At 42.1% G+C, this 22,706-nt stretch carries 19 protein-coding genes; 8 read left to right on the plus strand and 11 right to left on the minus strand.

Translation table 11 applies throughout. From position 1 onward, the window contains the following. Positions 1 to 39 precede the first annotated feature (39 nt). From ACTXGH_RS00805 to ACTXGH_RS00820, 4 genes are all read left to right on the plus strand, one after another. Entirely contained in the window at positions 40 to 321 is a 282-nt protein-coding gene (locus tag ACTXGH_RS00805) for an FAD assembly factor SdhE (protein WP_439261880.1), read from the plus strand. A gap of 17 nt (positions 322 to 338) precedes the next feature. Beyond that, positions 339 to 815, plus strand: a complete 477-nt coding sequence (locus tag ACTXGH_RS00810; RefSeq protein WP_439295735.1) for a hypothetical protein — start codon at positions 339 to 341, stop codon at positions 813 to 815. 217 nt (positions 816 to 1,032) lie between these two features. Then, the gene (locus ACTXGH_RS00815; RefSeq protein ID WP_439261877.1) at positions 1,033 to 1,749 is read left to right on the plus strand and encodes a YidB family protein; all 717 of its coding nucleotides are present in this window, start codon (positions 1,033 to 1,035) and stop codon (positions 1,747 to 1,749) included. Between the two features lie 341 nt (positions 1,750 to 2,090). Continuing rightward, the gene (locus ACTXGH_RS00820; RefSeq protein ID WP_439295734.1) at positions 2,091 to 3,548 is read left to right on the plus strand and encodes an anion permease; all 1,458 of its coding nucleotides are present in this window, start codon (positions 2,091 to 2,093) and stop codon (positions 3,546 to 3,548) included. A gap of 53 nt (positions 3,549 to 3,601) precedes the next feature. Here ACTXGH_RS00820 and ACTXGH_RS00825 read toward each other — a convergent pair whose 3' ends face one another. The 3 genes from ACTXGH_RS00825 to trmB form a co-directional block, all read right to left on the minus strand. After that, positions 3,602 to 4,702, minus strand: a complete 1,101-nt coding sequence (locus tag ACTXGH_RS00825; protein WP_439295733.1) for a regulatory protein RecX — start codon at positions 4,700 to 4,702, stop codon at positions 3,602 to 3,604. Positions 4,703 to 4,742: 40 nt separating this feature from the next. Beyond that, the gene (recA, locus tag ACTXGH_RS00830) at positions 4,743 to 5,801 is read right to left on the minus strand and encodes a recombinase RecA (RefSeq protein WP_439261873.1); all 1,059 of its coding nucleotides are present in this window, start codon (positions 5,799 to 5,801) and stop codon (positions 4,743 to 4,745) included. A gap of 1,055 nt (positions 5,802 to 6,856) precedes the next feature. Continuing rightward, on the minus strand, positions 6,857 to 7,594 hold the full coding sequence (gene trmB / locus ACTXGH_RS00835) for a tRNA (guanosine(46)-N7)-methyltransferase TrmB (protein ID WP_439262136.1): 738 nt from the start codon (positions 7,592 to 7,594) through the stop codon (positions 6,857 to 6,859). 410 nt (positions 7,595 to 8,004) lie between these two features. On the opposite strand from trmB, the gene ACTXGH_RS00840 reads away from it, so the two are divergent. Then, positions 8,005 to 8,934, plus strand: coding sequence for a DUF2628 domain-containing protein (locus ACTXGH_RS00840; protein ID WP_439261872.1), 930 nt, complete (start codon positions 8,005 to 8,007; stop codon positions 8,932 to 8,934). A gap of 102 nt (positions 8,935 to 9,036) precedes the next feature. Here ACTXGH_RS00840 and ACTXGH_RS00845 read toward each other — a convergent pair whose 3' ends face one another. From ACTXGH_RS00845 to gmk, 8 genes are all read right to left on the minus strand, one after another. Continuing rightward, the gene (locus ACTXGH_RS00845) at positions 9,037 to 10,926 is read right to left on the minus strand and encodes a monovalent cation:proton antiporter-2 (CPA2) family protein (RefSeq protein ID WP_439261870.1); all 1,890 of its coding nucleotides are present in this window, start codon (positions 10,924 to 10,926) and stop codon (positions 9,037 to 9,039) included. Between the two features lie 62 nt (positions 10,927 to 10,988). Then, a complete protein-coding gene (locus tag ACTXGH_RS00850; RefSeq protein WP_439295732.1) occupies positions 10,989 to 11,693 on the minus strand; it encodes a hypothetical protein in 705 nt (234 codons plus the stop codon). Between the two features lie 247 nt (positions 11,694 to 11,940). Continuing rightward, the gene (locus tag ACTXGH_RS00855) at positions 11,941 to 13,131 is read right to left on the minus strand and encodes a cation diffusion facilitator family transporter (RefSeq protein WP_439295731.1); all 1,191 of its coding nucleotides are present in this window, start codon (positions 13,129 to 13,131) and stop codon (positions 11,941 to 11,943) included. A gap of 317 nt (positions 13,132 to 13,448) precedes the next feature. Then, complete coding sequence (locus ACTXGH_RS00860) at positions 13,449 to 15,722, minus strand: primosomal protein N' (RefSeq protein ID WP_439295730.1); 2,274 nt, start codon at positions 15,720 to 15,722, stop codon at positions 13,449 to 13,451. 202 nt (positions 15,723 to 15,924) lie between these two features. Then, on the minus strand, positions 15,925 to 16,305 hold the full coding sequence (locus tag ACTXGH_RS00865) for a RidA family protein (protein ID WP_299217568.1): 381 nt from the start codon (positions 16,303 to 16,305) through the stop codon (positions 15,925 to 15,927). Positions 16,306 to 16,430: 125 nt separating this feature from the next. Further along, positions 16,431 to 18,617: a RelA/SpoT family protein gene (locus ACTXGH_RS00870; protein ID WP_439295729.1), complete on the minus strand. Its 2,187-nt coding sequence runs from the start codon at positions 18,615 to 18,617 to the stop codon at positions 16,431 to 16,433. A 458-nt stretch (positions 18,618 to 19,075) separates the two neighbouring features. After that, entirely contained in the window at positions 19,076 to 19,336 is a 261-nt protein-coding gene (gene rpoZ, locus ACTXGH_RS00875) for a DNA-directed RNA polymerase subunit omega (protein WP_058369370.1), read from the minus strand. Between the two features lie 170 nt (positions 19,337 to 19,506). Beyond that, on the minus strand, positions 19,507 to 20,136 hold the full coding sequence (gene gmk / locus ACTXGH_RS00880; RefSeq protein ID WP_439295728.1) for a guanylate kinase: 630 nt from the start codon (positions 20,134 to 20,136) through the stop codon (positions 19,507 to 19,509). A 303-nt stretch (positions 20,137 to 20,439) separates the two neighbouring features. Between gmk and ispH the strand changes: the two genes are divergently transcribed. From ispH to ACTXGH_RS00895, 3 genes are all read left to right on the plus strand, one after another. Next, complete coding sequence (gene ispH, locus ACTXGH_RS00885; protein WP_058369368.1) at positions 20,440 to 21,396, plus strand: 4-hydroxy-3-methylbut-2-enyl diphosphate reductase; 957 nt, start codon at positions 20,440 to 20,442, stop codon at positions 21,394 to 21,396. Positions 21,397 to 21,406: 10 nt separating this feature from the next. Beyond that, positions 21,407 to 21,652, plus strand: a complete 246-nt coding sequence (locus tag ACTXGH_RS00890; RefSeq protein WP_058369367.1) for a hypothetical protein — start codon at positions 21,407 to 21,409, stop codon at positions 21,650 to 21,652. Between the two features lie 105 nt (positions 21,653 to 21,757). Then, positions 21,758 to 22,573, plus strand: a complete 816-nt coding sequence (locus tag ACTXGH_RS00895) for a thioesterase family protein (RefSeq protein WP_439261857.1) — start codon at positions 21,758 to 21,760, stop codon at positions 22,571 to 22,573. Positions 22,574 to 22,706: the final 133 nt, after the last annotated feature.

Raw genomic sequence — 22,706 nt, forward strand, 5'->3', positions numbered from 1 at the left:
GTATTTTTATTTAGACGTATCTTCAATGAGATCAAAATTATGACAGTCAAAAGCCAGCCAGAGCCTACCAACGAACAGCGCCGGATTATTTATCAAGCACGCCGCGGCTTAAAAGAGTTGGATTTTTATATCGATCCGTATGTTAAAGAGCTTTACTTGACAGCAGATTCTGCTGAACAAGCAGCTTTTGCAAACATGCTTACTTATGAAGATCCTGATCTATTAGATTATTTTACCAATCAGGCGCGCCCAGATGATGAGGCAATATGGACGCTGGTCAAGAAAATTAAAATGTGGCGTCATGGGAAAGATTTGTCATAACGGATTGGTTTTAACCGATGTATGATTCTACTGCGGTTCAGTTGCCTACAAATCTACGTATCGATACTGCTATTAAATATGGCAGTCGACTTCGTACGTTAATGTATACTGGATTGTCAATCTCAATCGTTTTATTATCTTGGCTTGCCAAGCTGTCATGGTGGCAGTACGCTTTAATTTTGATGGTGAGTGCAGCAGTGATAGGTTATTTGGCTTTATCAAGGCCAATACTACTACATTTAAGTCAGCCTCCCTTACACAATCATCTAAATAAAGAGTGGCAGTTGCTTATGCGTACTGGTCGCGACGATGAATTATGGCGAGCTGATCTCAACAATGTTCATCGTTATCAATGGCTATTAAATTTCCAATTTGTTACTACTGAACCTTTTAAGCGCTCTTTGACCATTACTATCTATCGTGATCAAGTCAGCCTTGATCATTGGCAACAATTAAATATCTTAGCCACTATAGTAAATAAGAAGCACGGTTAATGTTAAGGTTTAAAAAACCTATATTGCTATATAATTTTATAAAGACTCTTCTTATTGGTCGTTGGGTGGCAACCTTACGAAGCACTACGTGTGATAACAAAATACCTATGCCGATGGTTAACACGGTTTGTTATATTGTCTAACAAGACTATCCATACTATAAATAGTTATGATGTCATGTACGACAATATGATTAAAATAAGGAGAGGTAAATATTATGAGTTTATTAGGAAATTTAATTACACAAGTTGCTCGCAGCGCAATGGATCCAGAAGATTCTAAACGTAATCCAGTTAATCAAAACATTAATCCGCGCCGTACCGGTGGTCTTGGCGATATTTTGGGCGGCGTATTAACGGGTAGTCGCAACCAAACACGTGAGTATAATCCGCAACAATATGACCGTCAGTCAGATAATGGTTTGGGTTTAGATGATATCTTAGGCGGCTTGACTGGTGGTGGTCAGCGCGGCGGTATCACTTCTGGTGCAGGTGGGCTGGGTGATATATTAGGTGGTGTGTTAGGCGGTCAGCGTACTAGAGGCGGCTTTGGTGGTAAGGGTATGTTAGTTGCAGCTCTTATGCCTATGGTGCTTAGCTGGATTCAACGTAATGGTGGACTTAGTGGCGCGCTATCTAAAGTTACAGGTATGGGTTATGACAACCAAGCGCGCTCTTGGATGAGTAACCACGAGCTTAATGATAATTTAGACCCTAATGACATCAATCGTTTATTTGATGAAAAAGAAATTCAACAAGTCGCTGCGCATACTGGTGCTAATGATGTAGAAGTACGTCAAGGTCTGGCTGAGCTGTTACCAGAGGTTTTTAATCAATTAACACCGCATGGCAACTTAGATAATGAATCAGAGGCCAATCAAGAGATAGACCAGATTGTTAGCCAATTATCTAGTCGTCTTGGCACGTTGAAATAAGACAAGTATTTTCCAGTTTTAATACGCCATGTTTTAGTCTAAAAAAGAGTACATTTAATAATGTGCTCTTTTTTATGTTTAATAATCAGAAAATCATAGCACCATTAGTTTTTAAACTATCAGGCTTTAAACTATCAGGCTTTAAAGAGTTATGTTAAAAAAGGTGAGCAATAAAGCAGTACTGGTCTAGTCGTTATATGATAGCTATATAATTAGTTGAGAGCTGCTTCACCATATAGTTCCATTGCAGTCATAACTTTATAAGTACGAATTGTCAAAGCTACAGAGCTAATAAATAATATATCACTAATCTCAAAAAGTTTAATAAGGTTGAGTCAGTAATGCCATTTAAGCCTATTCAAGCTGCTATTGCCGTCTTAGTTGGTCTGATAATTTGGTTCGTCATTCCAGTGCCTACTGGGGTTACACCCGAAGCTTGGCACATGTTGGCATTGTTTATCGCAACTATTGTGGCAATCATAGGTAAGGTATTGCCTATTGGAGCGATTGCTATCATTGCAGTCACCTTAGTGGCATTAACAGGTGTGACGAGTGATAGTCCAAAGCAAGCAATCAATGATGCATTATCAAGCTATTCAAGCCCATTGATTTGGCTGATTGGTATCGCGGTAATGATATCACGAGGCTTGATAAAAACTGGTCTTGGTCGACGTATTGCTTATTATTTTATTTCGATTTTTGGTAAAAAAAGCATCGGTGTGGCTTACTCTTTAACAGCAGCTGAGCTGATGATAGCGCCCATTACGCCTTCTAATACTGCCCGTGGTGGCGGGATTATTCATCCCATCATGAGGTCCATTGCAAAAAGTTTTAATTCAACACCAGAGGAAGGCACGCAAAATAAAATTGGTCGTTATTTGGCTATGGTTAATTACCATGCCAACCCCATCACTTCAGGTATGTTCATCACTGCTACTGCACCAAACCCTTTAGTCGTTGACCTAGTTAATAAAGCAACAGGCGGTAATATTCAGCTGTCATGGACGACGTGGGCAGTTGCGATGTTTGTACCAGGGATGCTGTGTTTGCTAATTATGCCATTAGTTATTTATATGATTTATCCGCCTGATATAAAAGCAACCCCCAATGCTAGAGGTTTCGCCAAAGATAATTTAGATGAAATGGGAGATATCAGTACCCAAGAAAAAATCATGCTCGGTGTCTTTGCATTGATGTTGATATTGTGGGCCAACATTCCGGCTCTGATATTCGGTGAAGCCTATAGTGTTGACGCTACCACCACAGCTTTTATTGGATTAACGACTTTGATACTGACTGGCGTACTTACGTGGGATGACGTTCTCAAAGAGAAGTCTGCTTGGGATACCATCATTTGGTTCGGTGCACTTATCATGATGGCGTCCTATCTTAACGAGCTTGGACTGATCAGCTGGTTTTCGGGTAATATTGAATCGATGATTGGCGCGACTGGGTTTGGCTGGGTAGGTGCCGTAACGATTTTGACGCTAGTTTATTTATATATCCATTATTTCTTTGCCAGTACGACTGCTCACATTACCGCGCTATTCGCCGCCTTTTATGCGGTAGGGTTAAGCTTAGGTGCACCGCCGATGTTATATGCGTTGATACTTGCAGCAGCGGGAAATATCATGATGACCTTGACCCATTACGCGACAGGTACTGCTCCAGTTATCTTTAACTCGGGCTATGTGACGCTAAGAGAGTGGTGGAGTATTGGTGCGATAATGAGTGTAGTTAACTTGGTGATATGGATAGGCGCAGGTCTGGTTTGGTGGAAAGTGCTTGGTTATTATTAAAAATGCTTGATTATAATTAACGATCTTTACTCTTAAACGGCAATAAGAATTAGCTAGAAGCGATCATCTAACGTTTCTAGCGTATAGTTGAGCGCGGCAAAGCAGATGTCGCTCTTAAATCCACGATACTGCAAAAACCGCAGCTGGCGCGCCTTGTCTTTTTGTTCAGTAGGGATATCGTTTCCATATTTTTTAGTACGTACCTCTACCGCAAGCTTTAGCCAGTCCACGCCTTCAACCAAGCTCTCTGCACTATCATCAACAAAGTCTCTAAATTCATCGGACTCTGCATTAGCCATATCAATTAACTCATCAATATTGCTAGGCATAGCTATCTTTTTTCGATAAAACTCTTGCTTGATACGTCCACGTCCACGACCTTTACGAATACTTTCTCGAATAAGCATTAAGGTCGTACGATAATCACTTTGATAGCCTTTTTCCTCAAACTCATCAAGCAGCGCATCGATTTTGTCAGGATCCTGCTCTTTATCCAGTAGCTTTTGCTTTAACTCAGCTTTGCCATATTCGCGGCGTGAGAGATAATAGAAGGCCAACCAGCGTAAGCGGCTCTCAGCTTTGATGGCATCGATATCTGCTTGTCGCTGCTCAGGCGTGCGTAAGTAGGCTTTTAACGCAGATGGTAAGTTATCCGCTTGACTATCTACTTTGCTGTCTTCGTTATTATGATTAATTGTATCGTCACTACTGTAATTTACAGCTGACTTGGCTTCTATGTCAGACTTATCGTCTATATTGGTTTCATGAACATCACTTTTAACCTCTGCCAGTATCTCTTTAATACTTTGCGCTTTAGGCGGCTGATAGGTAGGTACTGTATTAGGTTCAGGTTCAAAGTTAGCCGCTGGATGAAAACGCTTCTTACGCTTTTTGGATTTGGTTTTAGCAGTATGACCATGAGAGGAGGGTAGGAGTTTGTTGTCAGATTCATTAAAACCATCAAACGTCTCATTGACTGATAAAGAAGGCTCAGGACCGAATTTTGCAAATTTGGACTTGACGATAGAGCTTCTATTTTTGGCAGGATTTTTAGACAGATATTTTTGAGTGGCTGTTTTTGACTTTGAGGCAGGTGTACTAGCTGAATCGGCCTGCGATTCAGCTAGAATTTCAGCTAATGTTTTAATTTTCATAACTATTAATCAGCTAATCAATAAAATATATATGCAATAACTATTGAACTGGCGCTGCGTCTGATTTTTCATCCACATCATCCGCGTCTGATGCATCATTGTTGTCAACAACACCAAGTTTTTCGACACGTATCTTCGCTTCAATAGCTTGAGCAATTTCAGGATTTTCCTTCAAGAAGATGACTGAATTGGCTTTACCTTGACCGATTTTTTCATCGCCATAGCTATACCATGCTCCAGCTTTACCAACAGCACCAACTTCAACGCCTAGGTCAATGACTTCAGCTAAATGGTTGGTACCTTCACCATAGGTGATTTCAAACTCAGCCTGACGGAATGGAGGCGCCATTTTGTTCTTAATGACTTTAACACGAGTCTGGTTACCGATGATTTCATCACCGTTTTTGACCGCACCAATACGGCGAATATCCATACGTACTGAAGCATAAAACTTAAGAGCATTACCGCCTGTGGTAGTCTCAGGGCTACCAAACATAACACCAATTTTCATACGAATTTGGTTAATAAATACCACCATACAGTTAGAGCGCTTGGCATTACCGGTAATCTTACGTAAAGCTTGACTCATCAAACGTGCTTGCAAACCCATATGAGAGTCGCCCATTTCGCCTTCGATCTCTGCACGCGGTGTCAAAGCAGCAACGGAGTCAACGACAATCATATCGACTGCCCCTGAGCGTACCAACATATCCGTAATCTCTAGCGCTTGCTCACCATTGTCAGGTTGAGAAACCAATAGATCATCCGTATTTACGCCAAGTCTGCGCGCATAGACAGGATCAAGAGCATGTTCTGCATCAATAAAAGCACAAGTACCACCTTGCTTTTGACACTCTGCAATTGCTTGCAGCGTCATAGTCGTTTTACCTGAGCTCTCTGGACCATAAATCTCAACAATACGTCCTTTAGGCAGACCACCAATTCCAAGAGCGATATCCAAACCTAATGAGCCAGTTGATACAACGTCTACATCAAGCGCTGCCGAATCATCACCTAGATGCATGATAGTATTTTTGCCAAATTGCTTTTCAATTTGACCTAGTGCCGCTTTAAGTGCTTTGGCTTTGTTGTCGTCCATAATGGAGTCCTTGTCATAAATTTTCATAAAAGAGTAATTAAAAATTCGAAGGTATAATGGTAAGTGCAGAAAATATCCTATTAGATCATCTGTCTTAACATATCTTTAAGATCGTAGTTGTCTAAATAAATGCAATATAAACATCTCGTTCCACTATACAGTAAATAATACTAGCAATAGAAGTAGAATGAAGTTTAGAGTAAAAGATTGGTAGGTGTGTGAGTTGATGCAGTGATTATAACAAAATCTAGGTGCAACATCATGATAGGAAAGGTATCAAACGACAACAGCTGTCGTGTGAGATAGAGTGTAATTTAATTGTCTAAATGGGTAGAAAAACTTGTCATTATTATGATAAATTAGAATCATTAACAATGAAGGATGTCAACAAGAATATTGAGTTGTCCACAGGAAACAATAGGCTTCAGAGTCGAGTTTGTGAAACATCGATTGGTATTCAAAATTTTTTAAATTAATTCATAAAAAGTCAATTTTACTTTTATTGAGATGTAAGTTATTGATTTATATATCTATTTAAATTGTATAAAAATTAACCAATTTTACCTAAACCATTAGTTTATCAAGTCAAATACGTGTCAAGTAGTGACTTATCCACATACTTATCCACAGGGAATGGGGAAAACTCAGCAAACCCTTATGCTATCAATGTTTGCGCTAATACTAAAAGTTGTCTAACCCTCCTAGTCCTTTTTTTCAAGAACAATATATTTGAAAATTGCTTTAATTTTTCTGTTTTTATGTCTATGTTTCACGTCGCTAAAGAACATAACATATTCTGACAAATACAGTCTTTATTTGTCAAAATATTAAAATAGTAAAAAATACTTTTATTAAAAATAATCGCTAGAAATAGCAAGGGTTTTTATCATTATTTTTATCATGAGAATGTGCTTAAGAGTCACGTAGAGAATAATGCGATGTTATCGCGAATAAATATACAATAAAGCTTAGCATTAGAATCAATCGAATCATTACAAAAAAGCGGCTAAGTTAATTAGCCGCTGTATATAAACCATCAAAGAAAGTATAAGAATCTAGTCCTTAATATATATTAAGTCCCATACGCCGTGACCGCGCTCTAGGCCACGACGTTCAAACTTGGTCATTGGACGAAAGCTAGGACGCGCCGTAAAATTACCTTTACCAGCTTGATTTCTAAGCCCAGCGAAATTGTCTAGGACATCAACCATCCAAAACGCATAATGCTCCCAGTCAGTTGCGGTATGAAACCAGCCACCTTGCGTTAAACTACGAGTGACAATAGCCATGCGTTCAGGACTCACAAAACGGCGCTTATAATGGCGCTTTTTTTGCCATGGATCAGGGAAATAAAGCTGGATACGATCAATGTGATCTTCTGGCAGCTGCTTTAGTAGCTGAATGGCATCACCATTGATGATTTTAACATTGGTTAAATTCTGCGTACCGGCCATATAAGCGCACTTACCAATACCAGGCTCATGTACCTCAACGCCAACAAAGTTACGTGTAGGATCGGCCGCTGCCATCTCAATGAACGAATCACCCAGCCCAAAACCAATTTCTAGGGTAAGGGGCGCATCACTGCCATTGGGCTTATCGCTAAATAATGAACGCAGATCGTTTATGCCTTCAAGATTGCCGTCACCGAAACTATTATTGACCAAATACTGAGTAAATTCTGGATCAGTTAGGGCCAGCTCAGCATTTTTATTCATATGAGTGCGGCGTTTCATAAAGGTATTGACGATACGTTTATGTTTGTTATCAGGCGCTTCAGTATCAGATGTCATAGACTCGTTGGTCTGTGTGTCGGTATTAGCTGATACATCGGTATCATGCTTGATGAGACTATCGTTGTGAGAATGTTCATTCATAGGAGCAGTAAAATTCGATTGGGTAGCGAGTATGAGCGTATTATAAGTTAAATACTCTTGTGTGTGAACGTGCAATATTTGAATGCTCAACTAACTTATTTATGATTAAACCGTTATACATGTCTTTTCCGATGGTCTATCATCTGGTTTGAAGTATTTCATGCAGGCTTTAATAGACGCCACATCATTTTGTTGACCTATACTAAAGTACATCGTATCTGCTTTTCTATTGTCATATAATAAAGGGCATTTATCGTCACACTGCTATTTAGCGACCTAAACACCAAGTAATCGTAAACCCTTAACAGTCAATAGAGCCTACTGCTATGTTATTTATTGAGACGGATTCGCCACCACCGTTTTATCAAGAACAGCTGAGCCCTCTCAAACGTAAACAGCTTGACCAATGGTTTATTGGTCATCGTACGCAAGGTTATTACCTTAAGCGTTTTGCACAGTTTGATCAGCAAGGATACCTATCACCTAAGTGGCATTGGGCGGCATTTTTTATCACTCTACCTTGGCTCTTGTATCGCAAACGTTACATGGATGCGCTTGTATATAGTGTGGCTGGCTGGTCATTTATCCAACTTAATATCGTCATCGCGCTAGTCACGTTTGAGTTTGTAGCGATGCCTTATATTCCAGATGCCTATCAGATGGCAACACGTATTGGCATTGCTGGGATAATTTGGCTGTTTTGGTCATTTATGGTGGCGCGCTGGACCGATGCTTATTATTACCGGATGGCGCGACGTGAGATTGCTGATGCTATCAATGACCATCCGCGCGATGAAGCTGCACAGCAAGCACATCTACGCCGTGAGGGCGGGGTAAGCTTATTTGGTTTAGGACTGGGCTTTGGGTTCTTTGCTTTTGCGCTCATGGTGATCAATGTGCAGTTTTTACCAATCATTGCCAAGCAAAAAGAAAACGAGGTGTTGTTTGATGCGTATGACATCACCAAAAATGCACAAAATCGAGTCGCGCTAATTTATCAGCAAACAGGAGTGTGCCCGACCAACTTGCCACTTAGTACCGATGCTCAGCAAGTACGTATGCATGTTACTACGCAAGTAGAAGGGGTAGCTGCGACTGACTGCGCAGTCGTGGCGACCGTTCAAAACGTCAAGTTTCCTATACGCTATCTAAATGATCAAACGCTAGTATTTCACCACAATCCAGATACTGATAGCTGGAGCTGTATAAGTTCACTTAACGAAAAACAGGCTCCTAAGCGCTGTATAACTAATTAAAAATGAACATGCACACATTAGGACTATTGATAGCTAAGATTGTATAAAGCTGAACGTAATATAACGATAATATGCAGACCCTAGATAAGTTTGCAACAACCGCTAGGCTTTGGGGTCAGTAGCAACATTGTTTGAGGCATCGTCAACTGGAGTTGCTTGTTTCTTAAGTACTTCATAAAAATCCCCTAAGTCCATCTTGCGCGCTTTACCAATATCTTCGTCAAACAAGCTTTCAAGCTCTGCCATTGCAGATTGTGCTGATTCAATCATCCTTGCTTCATCATCATAGATAGCTTGCTGACGTTCAATCAAATCATCGTCATAGTCGCGGAAAGTCTGAATCGTATCGCGGGCTTTTTCAGGTGATATACCAAGCAGCTGTAGGGACTCGCGTGACATATCTAACGAGGACAAGTAGGTCTCACGCCAGATATGACGGACGCCAACCTCACGTAAACGGTAATAATGCTGACGGTCACGGGCGCGCGCCAATACAACCAAATCAGGATAGTTTTTGCGCAGATACTCAGCAGTGGTGATAGAGCGCTCTAAATCATCAACAGCGATAATAAAAATACGGGCTTTACTGATACCAGCCGCCCGCAAAATCTCAGGGTTTTTTGGGTCGCCATAATAGACTTGGTTACCAAATTTACGTACAAAATCCACTCGGTTTGCCGAGCGTTCGATGGCCGTAAATTCGATATTATGCATACGTAGCACACGGCCGATAATCTGCCCGACGCGTCCAAAACCTGCAATAATGACAGGATGCTCATGATCGGGAATGGTGTCGTGCTCGCGACTAGGCTTACTTTTAGCAAATAAAGGCTCACCGACTTTGTCTAATAATAAGAAGGCAAGCGGGGTGAGTGCCATAGAAATGGTCACGATTAAATTTAGCGTGTTCTCCATTTCGGGCGCTAATACGTTTTGGGTTGCAGCGACGTTAAATAATACAAATGCAAATTCACCACCTTGAGCTAAGGTCACGCCAAGACGGATACTGGTCGGCCAGCGATTGCCTAGTACCTTTGCAATAGTGGTAATTACAGCGAATTTGATGAACATTAACGCCACGGCACAACTTATGATAAATACAGGATGTGCCATGATGAGCTTAATATCAGTCAGCATGCCTACTGACATAAAAAATAGACCGAGCAGTAAACCTTTAAAGGGCTCAATACTGGCTTCTAGCTCATGACGATATTCAGAATCTGCTAAGAGTACACCAGTCAAAAACGCCCCCAATGCCATCGATAGGCCGATTTGTCCCATCAAAATAGACACGCCCATAACGATAAATAAGGCCACAGCAGTCAGTAGCTCTGACGCACCACTAGATGCGACAAATTTAAAAAATGGTCGAATAACATAACGGCTAGCGAGGATAAGACCACCAAAGACGGCAAAAACTTTGGCAAAATAAATCAAATCGTAGCTTTGTTCGCGCACACCTGACAAAAATGGAATTACTGCTAGTAATGGAATGACGGCAATATCTTGAAATAATAAGATGGTAAATGCTTCGCGACCATGGGTACTAGAGAGTTGCTGCTTTTCGGTTAGTATCTGTAATACAAAGGCGGTAGATGACAGGGCTAGACCAAAGCCGACGATAAAAGCGGTATCCAATCGTAAAGAGAAAAAATGATACAAGATGACCATTAATAATGTGCCAGTAAGCCCAACTTGCAAGCCGCCAAGGACAAATATAGAACGTCGTAATGCCCACAGACGCGATGGTTGCAGCTCAAGACCAATGATGAACAACAGCATGACCACGCCAAACTCAGAAAAGTGTAGTAAGCTTTCAGCATCACCTGCCACATCTAGCGCGCTTGGACCTAATATTAGTCCTGTAATCAAGTAACCGAGGACAGTGGCTATACCGAAGCGTTTACCGAGAGGGACAAAAAGCAGCGCTGCACCCAAAAATATGGTGGCTTGTAGCATCAAGTTTGGAGAGCCGGCAGCGGCAGCGAACATATAAAATCCTTAGCAATCAATTTAAAAACATAATCAACGACATAGTAAATAAAACAATACAGTTATTTTTTACGATAAATCTTCCAAACGCCATTCTCTGCTATCGGGTTACTATAGGCATCGTTACGACGTTTACGTGGTGTCTGTCTGCTATCAATTACTTTAAACTCAGGCAAAGCATGAACGATAAGCCCCGTACGATAGAAGCGTACACGCTCAGGCTCTAACATCTCACCTTTTCTGTCACGGCAAAATACATACGCACGCAGATCAATAAACTCACGGTGAGCGACTAAACGTGCCTCATCGTCGTTATCAAATACTGCTGCCATACGCGCAATATCCTCAGCACTATAATCGCCGCATTTATCAGTCAGTGCGCCGACCGAACCAAAACTTTTAGACTCCTTGGCATGAGTTTTAGTGAGATGTAGGCGCTGAACATGATAGATAAACTGGGGAATCTCAAGGCTGGCTGGCAGTGGTAGATAGTCGGGTGGTAGGTTGGCTGCAGGATAAAACGCCATCGCACGCTCAAGCAAAGTTTGCCAACGTTGTTGGTATGCTTGGACTTCTGCTAAGTTGCCTTCATAGATGGGCATGTCGCGAATTTGACGTAAAATGTCAGGCGGAAACTGCTCGTCACGAAACTTAGCAATGTCTTCTTGCAGGGTTGATAGCAAAACCTTGGCGTGTTTTTTGCCATCTTTTGACGTAGGGTTGTCAATATAGTCTGGGGCGACAAAGGGCGCTGAGCGTCTAGACATAGGATTATATCGTCAATAAGTAGGTTAAAAAAATACTAATAAGTCTGCTTACCAAAGTCAATCGGTATGATAAATAGAGGATTTATATCGTTATTATAACCATATAACCCCCTTTAAAGCTTATCTTTTTAAATTGTACAACTAAGGTTTTGAGAAAAACTACCGAATTAATCTGAACATAAGTAATAAACGAAGAAGTTCTTTATTATTGAATGAAATAAATCACGGCAATGCTCAAGACTTATTGTTAATGACTATGCCCAATATGACTATTACTATCTATAGGACGTTCTGAGACATCACAAACCAGCGCATCGCTATGGGTTTTGGTCTGCGGGTGCGATAAGCTTTCAACCTGAATGGTAGCATGATGTATACCAATCGCTAACAAACCTTGTTCAAGATTGGCAATCAATACGCTGGCATCCGAAATTCTCATATCTCCATCGACCATTACATGGCAAGATAGCGCATTTAGCCCGCTGGTGATGCTCCAGACATGTAGGTCATGGACTTGTTTTACTTGTGGATGGGCAAGCAGTTTGTCTTCAACATCGACAAGTGAGATGCCTTTTGGTGTGCCTTCCATTAAGATATGTACCGAATCACGTACGACGCGGTAGCCACTTACTAAGATAAGTATGGCGACAATGACAGACGCTGCTGCATCCGCCCAAACCCAACCAAATCCCATCATTAATAGCGCGGCAACAATAGCAGCAACGGATCCCATTAAATCACTTAGTACATGCAAGTAAGCACTTTGCATATTGAGATTAACAGGCTCTTTTGTGTCAGAGCTTTCGACTTTTACCATGTCCTTATTTGCTTTATCTTTATTTGATCCATGGCTGTGATCATGAGCGTGCCCATCGCCACTGCTACTACCACGATGCATCAGCCAAGCGACTAAGATATTGACTAGCATACCGATGGTTGCGACGATAAGCATACCTTGGGTGGCAATCTCTGGCGGCGAGTTAAAGCGTTTGATCGCTTCATAAAAAATCATCAAGGCGATAATCACCAGCGTCGCACCATTAACTGTGGCTACGATAATCTCAAAGCGTTTATACCCAAAGGTCTTTTGATGCGTGGCTGTTTTTTCGCCGATTTTAAATGCCATCAAGGTCGCACCAAGGGCGATGGCATCGCTGAGCATGTGTCCTGCATCGGACAATAGCGCCAAACTTCCAGTCAGCAACCCACCGATTGCTTCGATAAACATGTAACCAGTAATAATGATAAAGCTAATAAGTAATGTGCGCTGATAGCCTTTGGTATCTCGCGGTGCGGTAGTCTGCTCTAAATGTTCATCATGATCATGGGTGTCTTGATTGTTAGGAGTATAGTTACTATCGTCCTTTTTATACACATCAATATGCTCACTTGGAGGCAAGTGCTTTTTTTGCTTATGATTGGGATTTTCTTGACTCATAACGATACTCAAACTTATTAAAATTTATAACAAATAACTCTGATGACTGATAATAAATCTAACATAGTCGGGTATTAGAAGCTGTAACGACGAGGTAAAAATGAAGCCAGTAAGCTATAGTCGATTCACTGTAAAAATGACATAGTGCTACTGGTATAAATTTTCCTTGCGTGCTGTTATCACAGAGGCTGCGCAAAATTCATTCCAGTAGCACTCTTCAATTTATAACCATTTATAATCATGTTATTTTGAATTGACTATACGTTTAGTAGCCTAAGAATAATAAGAGTAAACTGTGATAAGTTTGAGGTGTAAGCCTACCAGCCAATGGGATCAATATCTAAAGTCAGTTTTAGGTATTTAGCGCTGGGTAGCGCCAGTACTGGTTGCCACCAGTGACTTAATACATGGTGGAGCTGCTGGCGCTCTTTGGCAAGTAATAACAGCTGCGCATGGTAGCGACTATTTTTTTTACTCATAGGTGCATCGATGGGGCCTAATACTGCCAAGTTGTGTGCATTTGGAAGAATAGATATGGCATCTTTGAGTGCTTGCCTGGTGCTGACGAGAGTTTTTCCTTCGCAGCGAATCAACGCGGCATGGGTATAAGGCGGCAATCCCATCATTTTGCGCTCTTGCAACAGTTCACGCGCAAATGATAAATAACCGTCTTTTACCAGTTTTAATAGCAAATCGTTGTCTGGTTGCAATGTTTGAATCAGCACGCGTCCTGCTTTATTGCCACGTCCTGACCGTCCTGCTACCTGAATCATTAACTGCGCTGTATGCTCAGGCGAGCGAAAGTCCGCAGACAAAAAGCCGCGATCGGCATTGGGTAAGCAAACCAAGGTAACGTTTGGAAAATGATGACCTTTGGCGACCATTTGCGTGCCAACCAATATAGCAGGATTGCCTTGATTGATACGCTGATAAATATTTTCCCAGCTGTCTTTGCGCCGTGTAGTATCACGATCGATTTGAATAATAGGGTACAGCTCTTTGCTGGTTTGCGGGTTGGCAAAAATCGCGTGCAAATTTTCGCTTAGCCTTGTCGTACCTATACCTTTGGCATCCAAGTTTTGACTGCCACAATCAGGGCAAATGGTTGGAATATAAGCTTGCCAGTCACAGTGGTGGCATTTTAGATATGAGCTATATTGAGACTGACTATTGTAATGAACGGTCAGATGGGCATCGCAGCGCGGACAATCTGCTTGCCAGCCGCAAGCTTCGCATAATAAGACAGGTGCATAGCCGCGCCGGTTTAGGAACACCAACACTTGATCGCCAGCCTCTAGCGTTTGTCGTATTGCCCCAATCATGGCGTCTGTCAGTCCTGTATCGTAGCGTGCGCCATCGTCCGTCGTCTGCTGATGGGTACTTTGCAAGCGCGCATCAATAAGCTGCATGGGCGCAGGTTTGGCATTACCTGGCCGTGTCCGTAACTGGTACTCTACCAGTTTGTCATCATCGACCAGTTTTAGATGTTCAAGAGAAGGAGTAGCGGTACCAAGTATGACTGGGATATTGTATTGTACACCGCGGTAGAGTGCGACGTCAGCAGCATGGTAACGCAGTGTATCTTGTTGTTTATACGAGCCGTCATGGGCCTCATCAACGACGATCAGCCCCAAGTTAGCAAAAGGGTAGAGCACTGCTGATCGCGTGCCGATGATGATTTGAGCGTGTCCTGTGCGGCAGTCTTGCCAGCCTTGCAAGCGGTGAGTATTGTTCATACCAGAATGCAACAACACAATATGAGCGGCAAACCGACTGGCAAAACGGGCGCGCGTCTGCGGTGTTAAGCCAATTTCTGGCACCAAAATCAAAACTTGCTTGCCAGCTTCAAGTACCGCTTGCATCGTTTGCAAGTAAACTTCGGTCTTACCACTGCCAGTAATGCCATTTAATAAAAAACCTGTGTAGCGCTGAGCTTGATGAGTAGCGATGATAGCGCTGACCGCCTGCTGCTGTTCTTCGTTTAGATCAAGGGGCATTTTCGCTAACGTGACAGGAGACGGCACTTGTTTTGGCTCAATATAGCGCTCAATCAGACCTTTTTCTTCTAAAGTCTTTAAAAAGGCGCGCTCCATACCTTCTAATAACAGTACATCTTCACTAGCACCGCGCGCGCCATGTAGTTTGAGCATATCAAACTGCTGCTTTTGTTTTTTTGCATTGGCATGAAAGTCATCGTCGCTTACATGCGGCAAAATTCGCCAATGTGTAATCAGTAAGTCCAACGGCTTGCCTTTGCGCACTAGGCTTGGCAAGATAACGGCTAGAACATCACCGAGCGGATAGTGGTAATAACGCGCAAGCCAATAGGCAAGTTTTAACATACTGGCATTTAAAATAGGCTCAGCATCTAAGCATTTATTAATAGGTTTAAGCTTACCGCTAGGTACATTGCTATCGGCTCTAGCGATATGAGCAATTACAATACCGATTAGGGTTTGACGACCGAATGATACCTCGACACGGCTACCAATCTGAGGTAAAGAGACGTTTGATGAGATGTTGTTATCAGTTGATACGCTATAGTCAAATACCCGATAAAGGGGCACGGGTAGAGCAACTTGTACCAACATAAAATGCACCCTTAGCTTTTTGATATATAGCTTTTAGATTAAATTTTTAGATATGTAGCTTTTAGCTATTTAGATTATTGCATTAAAAAGAGAGATAGCAATAAGCCCAAATAAACATATTTGGGCTTACTCTATAGTTATCTTTTAAAAAGTATATTTTTTGATTGAATCATTTGAGAGTCAAGTAAAACAATATAGCAGTTTATTCAATATATAAAATGGCTTCAATCTCAACGACGCCACCCTTTGGTAGCGCAGCAACCTGTACGGCAGCACGAGCTGGGTACGGCTCGCTTAAGTTTTCGACAAAGACCTCATTTAAAACAGCAAAGTCACTTAAGTCAGTCAAGGATACGTTAAACTTCACCACATCGCTTAAGCTACCACCAGCAGCTTCACAAACGGCCTTTAGGTTAGCAAATACTTGCTTGGCTTGCGCTTCAAATCCGTCACGTAATTCCATCGTTTCAGGGTCAAAACCAAGCTGGCCTGAGATATATACGGTATTACCAACTTTTACGGCTTGTGAATAGGTACCAACAGCTGCTGGCGCTTTATCAGTTTGGATGGTTTGACGGCTCATGTTGTATCCTTGTCTTATTTTTACTGGTTTAGTTTGCAAGAGTTTTTGCTAAAAGTTAGCAGGAGAGTCTAGCACTATTTTGGATTTTTTTAAATTCATACAAAGAGTAACGCGCGCTTGTACGCTTATAGCTGATATAGGCGTACGATATTAGGAAAGCCGAGTAAAGAGCGCAGTTCACGAATACCTTGCGCCAAATGATCACGGCTACGGACAATGACGTGAACGATGGTGTCGCTGCTACGTACATCGACAGTTTCGACGCCGATATTAAGCTGACGCAAGTGGTAGATAACTTCACTGATTTGTTCATCGCTAAGGGCAATCGACAGTTTTAGGTAAGCTGGAAAACGAATCTTTCCATTTTGCTCATCTTCTTCACTTTGTTTGATCGCTTTATCACTACGCCAGCGTAACTGTATGACCTGATAAGGATTGTCTTTACGGATATCATCAAGCGAGAAGCACTTATGACGATGAACAACCAAGCCATGACGTGAGAGATGTCCAACGATAGGGTCACCATAGATAGGATGACAACAATTGGCAAAATCAATCTCAACACCGGTGGCATTTGCAATCAGTTGCTGCGGTTGTACCATACCATTGTGGGGTCGTTGAGCCTGTAAATTGCTGACTTCATCACTGAACAAACGTGACACTACAAGCTGTGGTAGCAAGGTGCCAGAGCTTATTTGTTCAAAAAGCGCGCTTTTCTCTGGTAAGCCGCGCCATTCGATAAGATTTTGCCAATCATTATCCGTCAAGTCGTCGAGGTTCTTTTGGTAGGTCTTTAATGCGCGATCCAAAGCTTGCTGCCCATGATGCTGTTTATCAGCCGCTGATAAGTCTTTAAACCACCGTAAAATCTCTTCACGGGCTTTGTTGGTCACGACAAACCCAAGCCATTCAGCTTTTGGCTCTGAGTGACTATTGACTTCGATTTCGACCAATTGGCCGTTTTTGACTACCGTACCCAGCTTGGCTTTTTTACCCTCAATATTGGCCCCAACCGCTACGTTACCGACCATAGGCCCGACAGCGTAAGCGAAGTCTAGCGCTGTTGCCCCCTGTGGTAACTCATAAGCACGTCCCTGCGGACTATAACAGATGATTTTGCTAGAATGCAGATAGTCCATCAGCTCGTTAATGGTAGAGACGGCCGCGGTGAAGTCAGGGCTGTTCTCATCTAAAGTATCCTCATCAACCAAGTCTTTCATATTGCGTAATGAAGCTTGAATGACGGATTGACTCACGTCAGACGCATGTTCTGCACCGATAACCCCAAGCCTGGCTGCATTTTGCATCTGTTTGGTCAAGATAGTGACTTTCACAAAATCGTTATCACGTTCATAAATCAGGGTGAGCGACTGATTGCCGCCGGGCAGAGGTCTGCGAATATTGTCTTCAATATGTGAGTCATCGATTTGATACTTTTTAATCAAATAATATGCCAGCTTGTCACAAGCTTCAATATTATCCAGCACAATCTCAAATGCATAATGGCGAAGTAGGGCATTGATTTCACCGCGATTACGGAAGAACTGTCGATATATAGCCACGCGATTATCTAACACCTTTACATGACCACCAAGCCCCAAGTTATTAAGAACTATGGTCAGATAACGATGAATAGCTTCTCTTTGAAAATTACGTCCAAGACCATGCTGCAACAGTTTGTCAGATAACTTGTTGTACATATCAGAGTTAAGATTGCGATAACACAAGACTTCAATGTAATCAGCAATATCGTTGAGACCCATCAAGCGTGCAAATGGCACATAAAAATCCAAGGTCTCTTGGGCGGTAGCGCGCTGCTTTTCAGGACGAACCGCATCAAGCGTTGACATATTGTGCAGACGATCGGCAAGCTTAATGATTAGCACGCGTGGATCATTTAAAGTTGCAGTGAGGATTTTGTGAAAAGTAGCGGCTTTGTTTTGCTGCTTGTTGTGAGTAGAGGATTTGAGCTTGGTGACGCCATCGACCAGTCTTGCGACAATTTTGCCATAGCGCTGTTCAATCTGCTCATCACTAACCTCTGTATCTTCGACCGTATCATGCAAGATTGCTGCGATGATCGTATCTCGATCTAGCCGAAAGCCGGCCAATATTTCAGCGACCGCTATAGGATGAGTAATATAAGGCTCACCTGATTTGCGCCGGTCTTTTATGTGCGCAACATCACCAAAGGCACAAGCATCTATAATGTCGCGACGCTCGGCTGCACATAAATACCCAACCGAACGCAGTAAGTTATACTGAGCTTCATCAACCAGATGGTGACTGAGTTTGGGTAAGGTTTGGCTCATAGAGTGGCGATCCTATTGTTCGTGACATGACTGGGAATTATTACTCAACCAGTTTTTATACATCTGATGGCTTAATGCTAATGCTAATGCTAATTCTATATGGATATGAGTTGTACGGTTGTCGCCATGAAAATTATGCTTGTAAAGATAGCTCAGCTACAAAGTCTTTCTATTTTTATTACTGCGACGCCACCCTCTAATTAATCGTAAATTGCGTTAAATGTCAACTACTAAGCGCATAGACACTTTAAATATCTTAAAACTACAATCATTGATATAAGCTGTCCGTGAACATAAATGATTAACAATCGTTTAGAAAAATACAGCAGATATAAACGGCAAAAACCACAGCATGACACTGTGGTTTTTATTACTGCAATCTATGTTGTAGTGTTTTTATCTAAGCTGTCATATAGAATATATGGCGACCGCTCAAACAAAAACAAGACTATATCACGCTAGAAGCTATGATCGCCTGACAAGGCTAAATCTAGTGAGCTTGTGGCAAAGTTGTGCTCTGGCTGATTTAGGATATCGCGAGTAATCTTACCAGCGGCAATTTCACGCAATGCCAATACAGTCGGCTTATCGTTGTCGACTTCTACTAACGGCTCGGCAATGCCTTTTGCAAGCTGACGAGCACGTTTGCTGGCAACCAATACCAATTCAAAGCGATTATCAACATTCTCTAAGCAATCTTCAATCGTTACTCGTGCCATAAATAGCTACCTCGGTTGTTTTTATCAGTAACGAATATAGCTCGCCACTTAATAAAAATAGTATCAAAAACATAAGGGTCAATAATTGGCTATTATAGCATTTATTTACTCAAACGCGCAGTTGCTTTTTATACCTTATATTCTAAGTACCACAGCACTAATCAATCGACTTATGATTGGTCAGCTGGGTCTGACAATAGGTTTGTAATGACGCGACTATAGCGTTGCTGTTGACGTCTTAGCGTTTGTCTATCTGCTACGATGATAGATTTTAGCTCTGTTAACGCCACCTCAAAATTGTCGTTAATCACCACATAGTCGGCATGTACATATTGCGACATCTCGTTCACTGAACCTGCTAAGCGCTGTTCGATGACGTCGGTGCTGTCTGTCGCACGTGTCGATAGACGTTGACGCAATGTCGCCACACTTGGCGGTAAGATAAACACCATGATTGCTTCAGCAAATATCTTTTTGACTTGCAGCGCCCCTTGCCAATCAATCTCCAAAATAACATCAACGCCTGCTTCTAGTTGCGTACGTACACTTTGCTCTGAGGTGCCGTAGTAGTTGCCAAAGACTTCTGCATGCTCTAAAAACTGACCTTCAGCGATAGCTTTAGTAAAAACATCGACACTAGTAAAGTGATAATGATGACCGTCAATTTCCCCAGGTCGCGGCTGACGGGTAGTATGAGAGACACTGACAGTCAGATCGTTGGTGGTAGCAAGTAACTGTTTGACCAGTGAGGTCTTGCCAGTACCAGAGGCTGCAGTAATAATAAACAATGAACCTGTCATACAGTGTGTCCTAGTAATAAATGAGTAATCAAATAAGTAAGCAGATAAAGACTGGTAAAAAAAGAAAATGCCATCATGTAAAACGATAGCAAGTACGACTAATAACAATTACGTCTACTTTAATAATTATAAATTGCTTTTGATATCGTCGTATTGATGAGTAATCCTGTCAAAGTTATGACGATTGCGACTATGGTATTTTAGAAGGCAATAAAAGCAAATTATGCTAAAGTAGCGTATTGTTCCACTCTAATTTTTTGAATTCAAGTTTAGAATCTAAATTATCTAATGATAGGCCGTCTTATGCAAATTTATCTTGCTAATCCACGCGGATTTTGTGCTGGTGTGGACCGCGCAATTGCGATTGTTAACGAAGCATTAACGCGTTTTGAGCCCCCTATTTATGTACGTCACGAAGTTGTACATAACAAGTTTGTGGTTTCAGACTTAGCCAATCGCGGTGCTGTATTCGTTGAGGAGCTCAATGAAGTGCCAGATGGCTCAATCGTTATTTTCTCAGCGCATGGCGTCTCAAAAGCCGTTGAAGATGAGGCAACACGCCGTGACCTGACTGTATTTGATGCCACTTGTCCACTAGTCACTAAGGTACATATCGAGGTTGCAAGATTTGCGCAGGATGGTATGGATGCAGTGCTGATCGGCCATGCCGGTCATCCTGAAGTTGAAGGTACAATGGGACGCTTTAACCGTCGTCATGGCGGGCAAATACATCTGGTCGAAAACGAGGGCGATGTCAAAGAATTGACGGTACAAGATGCCGAACGTTTAGCGTTTGTTACCCAAACCACGCTGTCAATGGATGATACCGCGCGTGTCATCGATGCATTACGCGACAAATTTCCTAGTATTCAAGGGCCACGCAAAGATGATATCTGCTATGCCACTCAAAACCGACAAGACGCGGTCAAAGATTTGGCTGGACGCTGCGAAGTCGTCTTGGTGGTAGGCTCACCAAACTCATCGAACTCTAATCGTCTGCGTGAATTGGCAGAACGTATGAGCTGCCGCGCTTATTTGATCGATAATGCCAGTGAGATGAATCGTCAATGGTTTGAGGGGATTGAAAGTGTTGGGGTGACTGCTGGCGCGTCTGCACCTGAAGTGTTAATTCAAGAAGTGCTACAACAGCTTCAAGACTGGGGTGGTGATTTGCCCAGTGAGTTGTCAGGTATCGAAGAAAACGTGACGTTTAGTTTGCCAAAAGCGTTACGTATCCCAGTTACCCAAGTAGGTAAATAGGCAAAATAACATGAAAAAACAGAAAAAAAGATTTGTATTGTCAGAGGCGACACTTGATGAGATTAACAGACAATTAACAGTTAATATGTTTGTCATTGGGCTGCTGGTCATGTTGCTTGGTCTAAACACAGTGCACTTTATAAAAGAATACAATCTTTTTTACGGACTTCTAATCGCCACTGTCATTTTCTTATTGTTCTTGATGATAAAGAGCCGCAAGATTCTTAAGATGAAAAAACAAGAGTTTACTAAATAGGGCGTAAAGGTAGACCAACGCTCGAGTATTCTATAGGTTATACAACCTTACGACATCTAAAAACACTATATCTAAAAATACTACATTCAAAAACTAAGGATGGTTATGTCAGCTTACTATAAATTTATAAACCGCGAGCAACAAGCCGATGGTAGTTGCGTGGCACACTATCAACCAACCAAGCATGCACAAGGCGCTTGGAACGAGCATGAGCAGCATATGGCGCCAGCGACTGGGTTATTGACTGTCGAATTGGAAAAGTTTGTACCGCAAGCCAATATGCGAGTTGCTCGTATTAGTCTTGATATCTTGGGACTGATTCCACTTGATGAGTTTACTGTTACTACCCGTTGTATTCGTCCAGGCAAGACTATTGAATTAATAGAAGCAGTCATGAGTAGTCGTGGTCGTAATTGTATTATTGCGCGCGCTTGGCGTTTGATGACTCAAGATACCAGTGCTGTCGCAGGACTAGAAGATCAGAAGGCCTTGCATCAGCCAGACGAGCTGCCTGTTTGGGGAGATATGAAAGGTTGGCCGGGCGGTTTTATTGAAAGCGTGCGGTTGGTCGCTGCTCCAGAGCGTCGGCCAGGCAAGGGTATGGTCTGGATAACCAATGATATCGAAATGGTAGCAGGTGAACCCACTGATGACTTGGTCCATCTTTTGGGTATGGTTGACACGGCTAATGGCGTCGTACCTCGACTTGGCATAGAACTGTCAGCTGCTCAATGGATGTTCCCAAATACTGATTTGCAAATTCATATGCATCGCGCACCGAAAGGTCGCTGGCTTGGTATCGAAGCGGTGCAACAGTACGGCGATGATGGGATAGGACTGACCAGTGCAGTATTGCATGATGTACATGGGCCTTTTGGTCGCAGTGAGCAGATTTTGACGATTCGCCCAATGCCGCACTAATTATAACTGACATGTAGTTGGTCGACTTGACTCAAATTGAGTACCATGAAGGACCCATTTTATGTTAAGAGCCAATTTATGTTCTAAAAATCAAAACGGAAACATGCGTTTAATTTATTATACTAATAGTTGA

Origin of the sequence: Psychrobacter sp. 1Y10 (assembly GCF_052259005.1) — a bacterium.
GTDB lineage: Bacteria > Pseudomonadota > Gammaproteobacteria > Pseudomonadales > Moraxellaceae > Psychrobacter > Psychrobacter saeujeotis.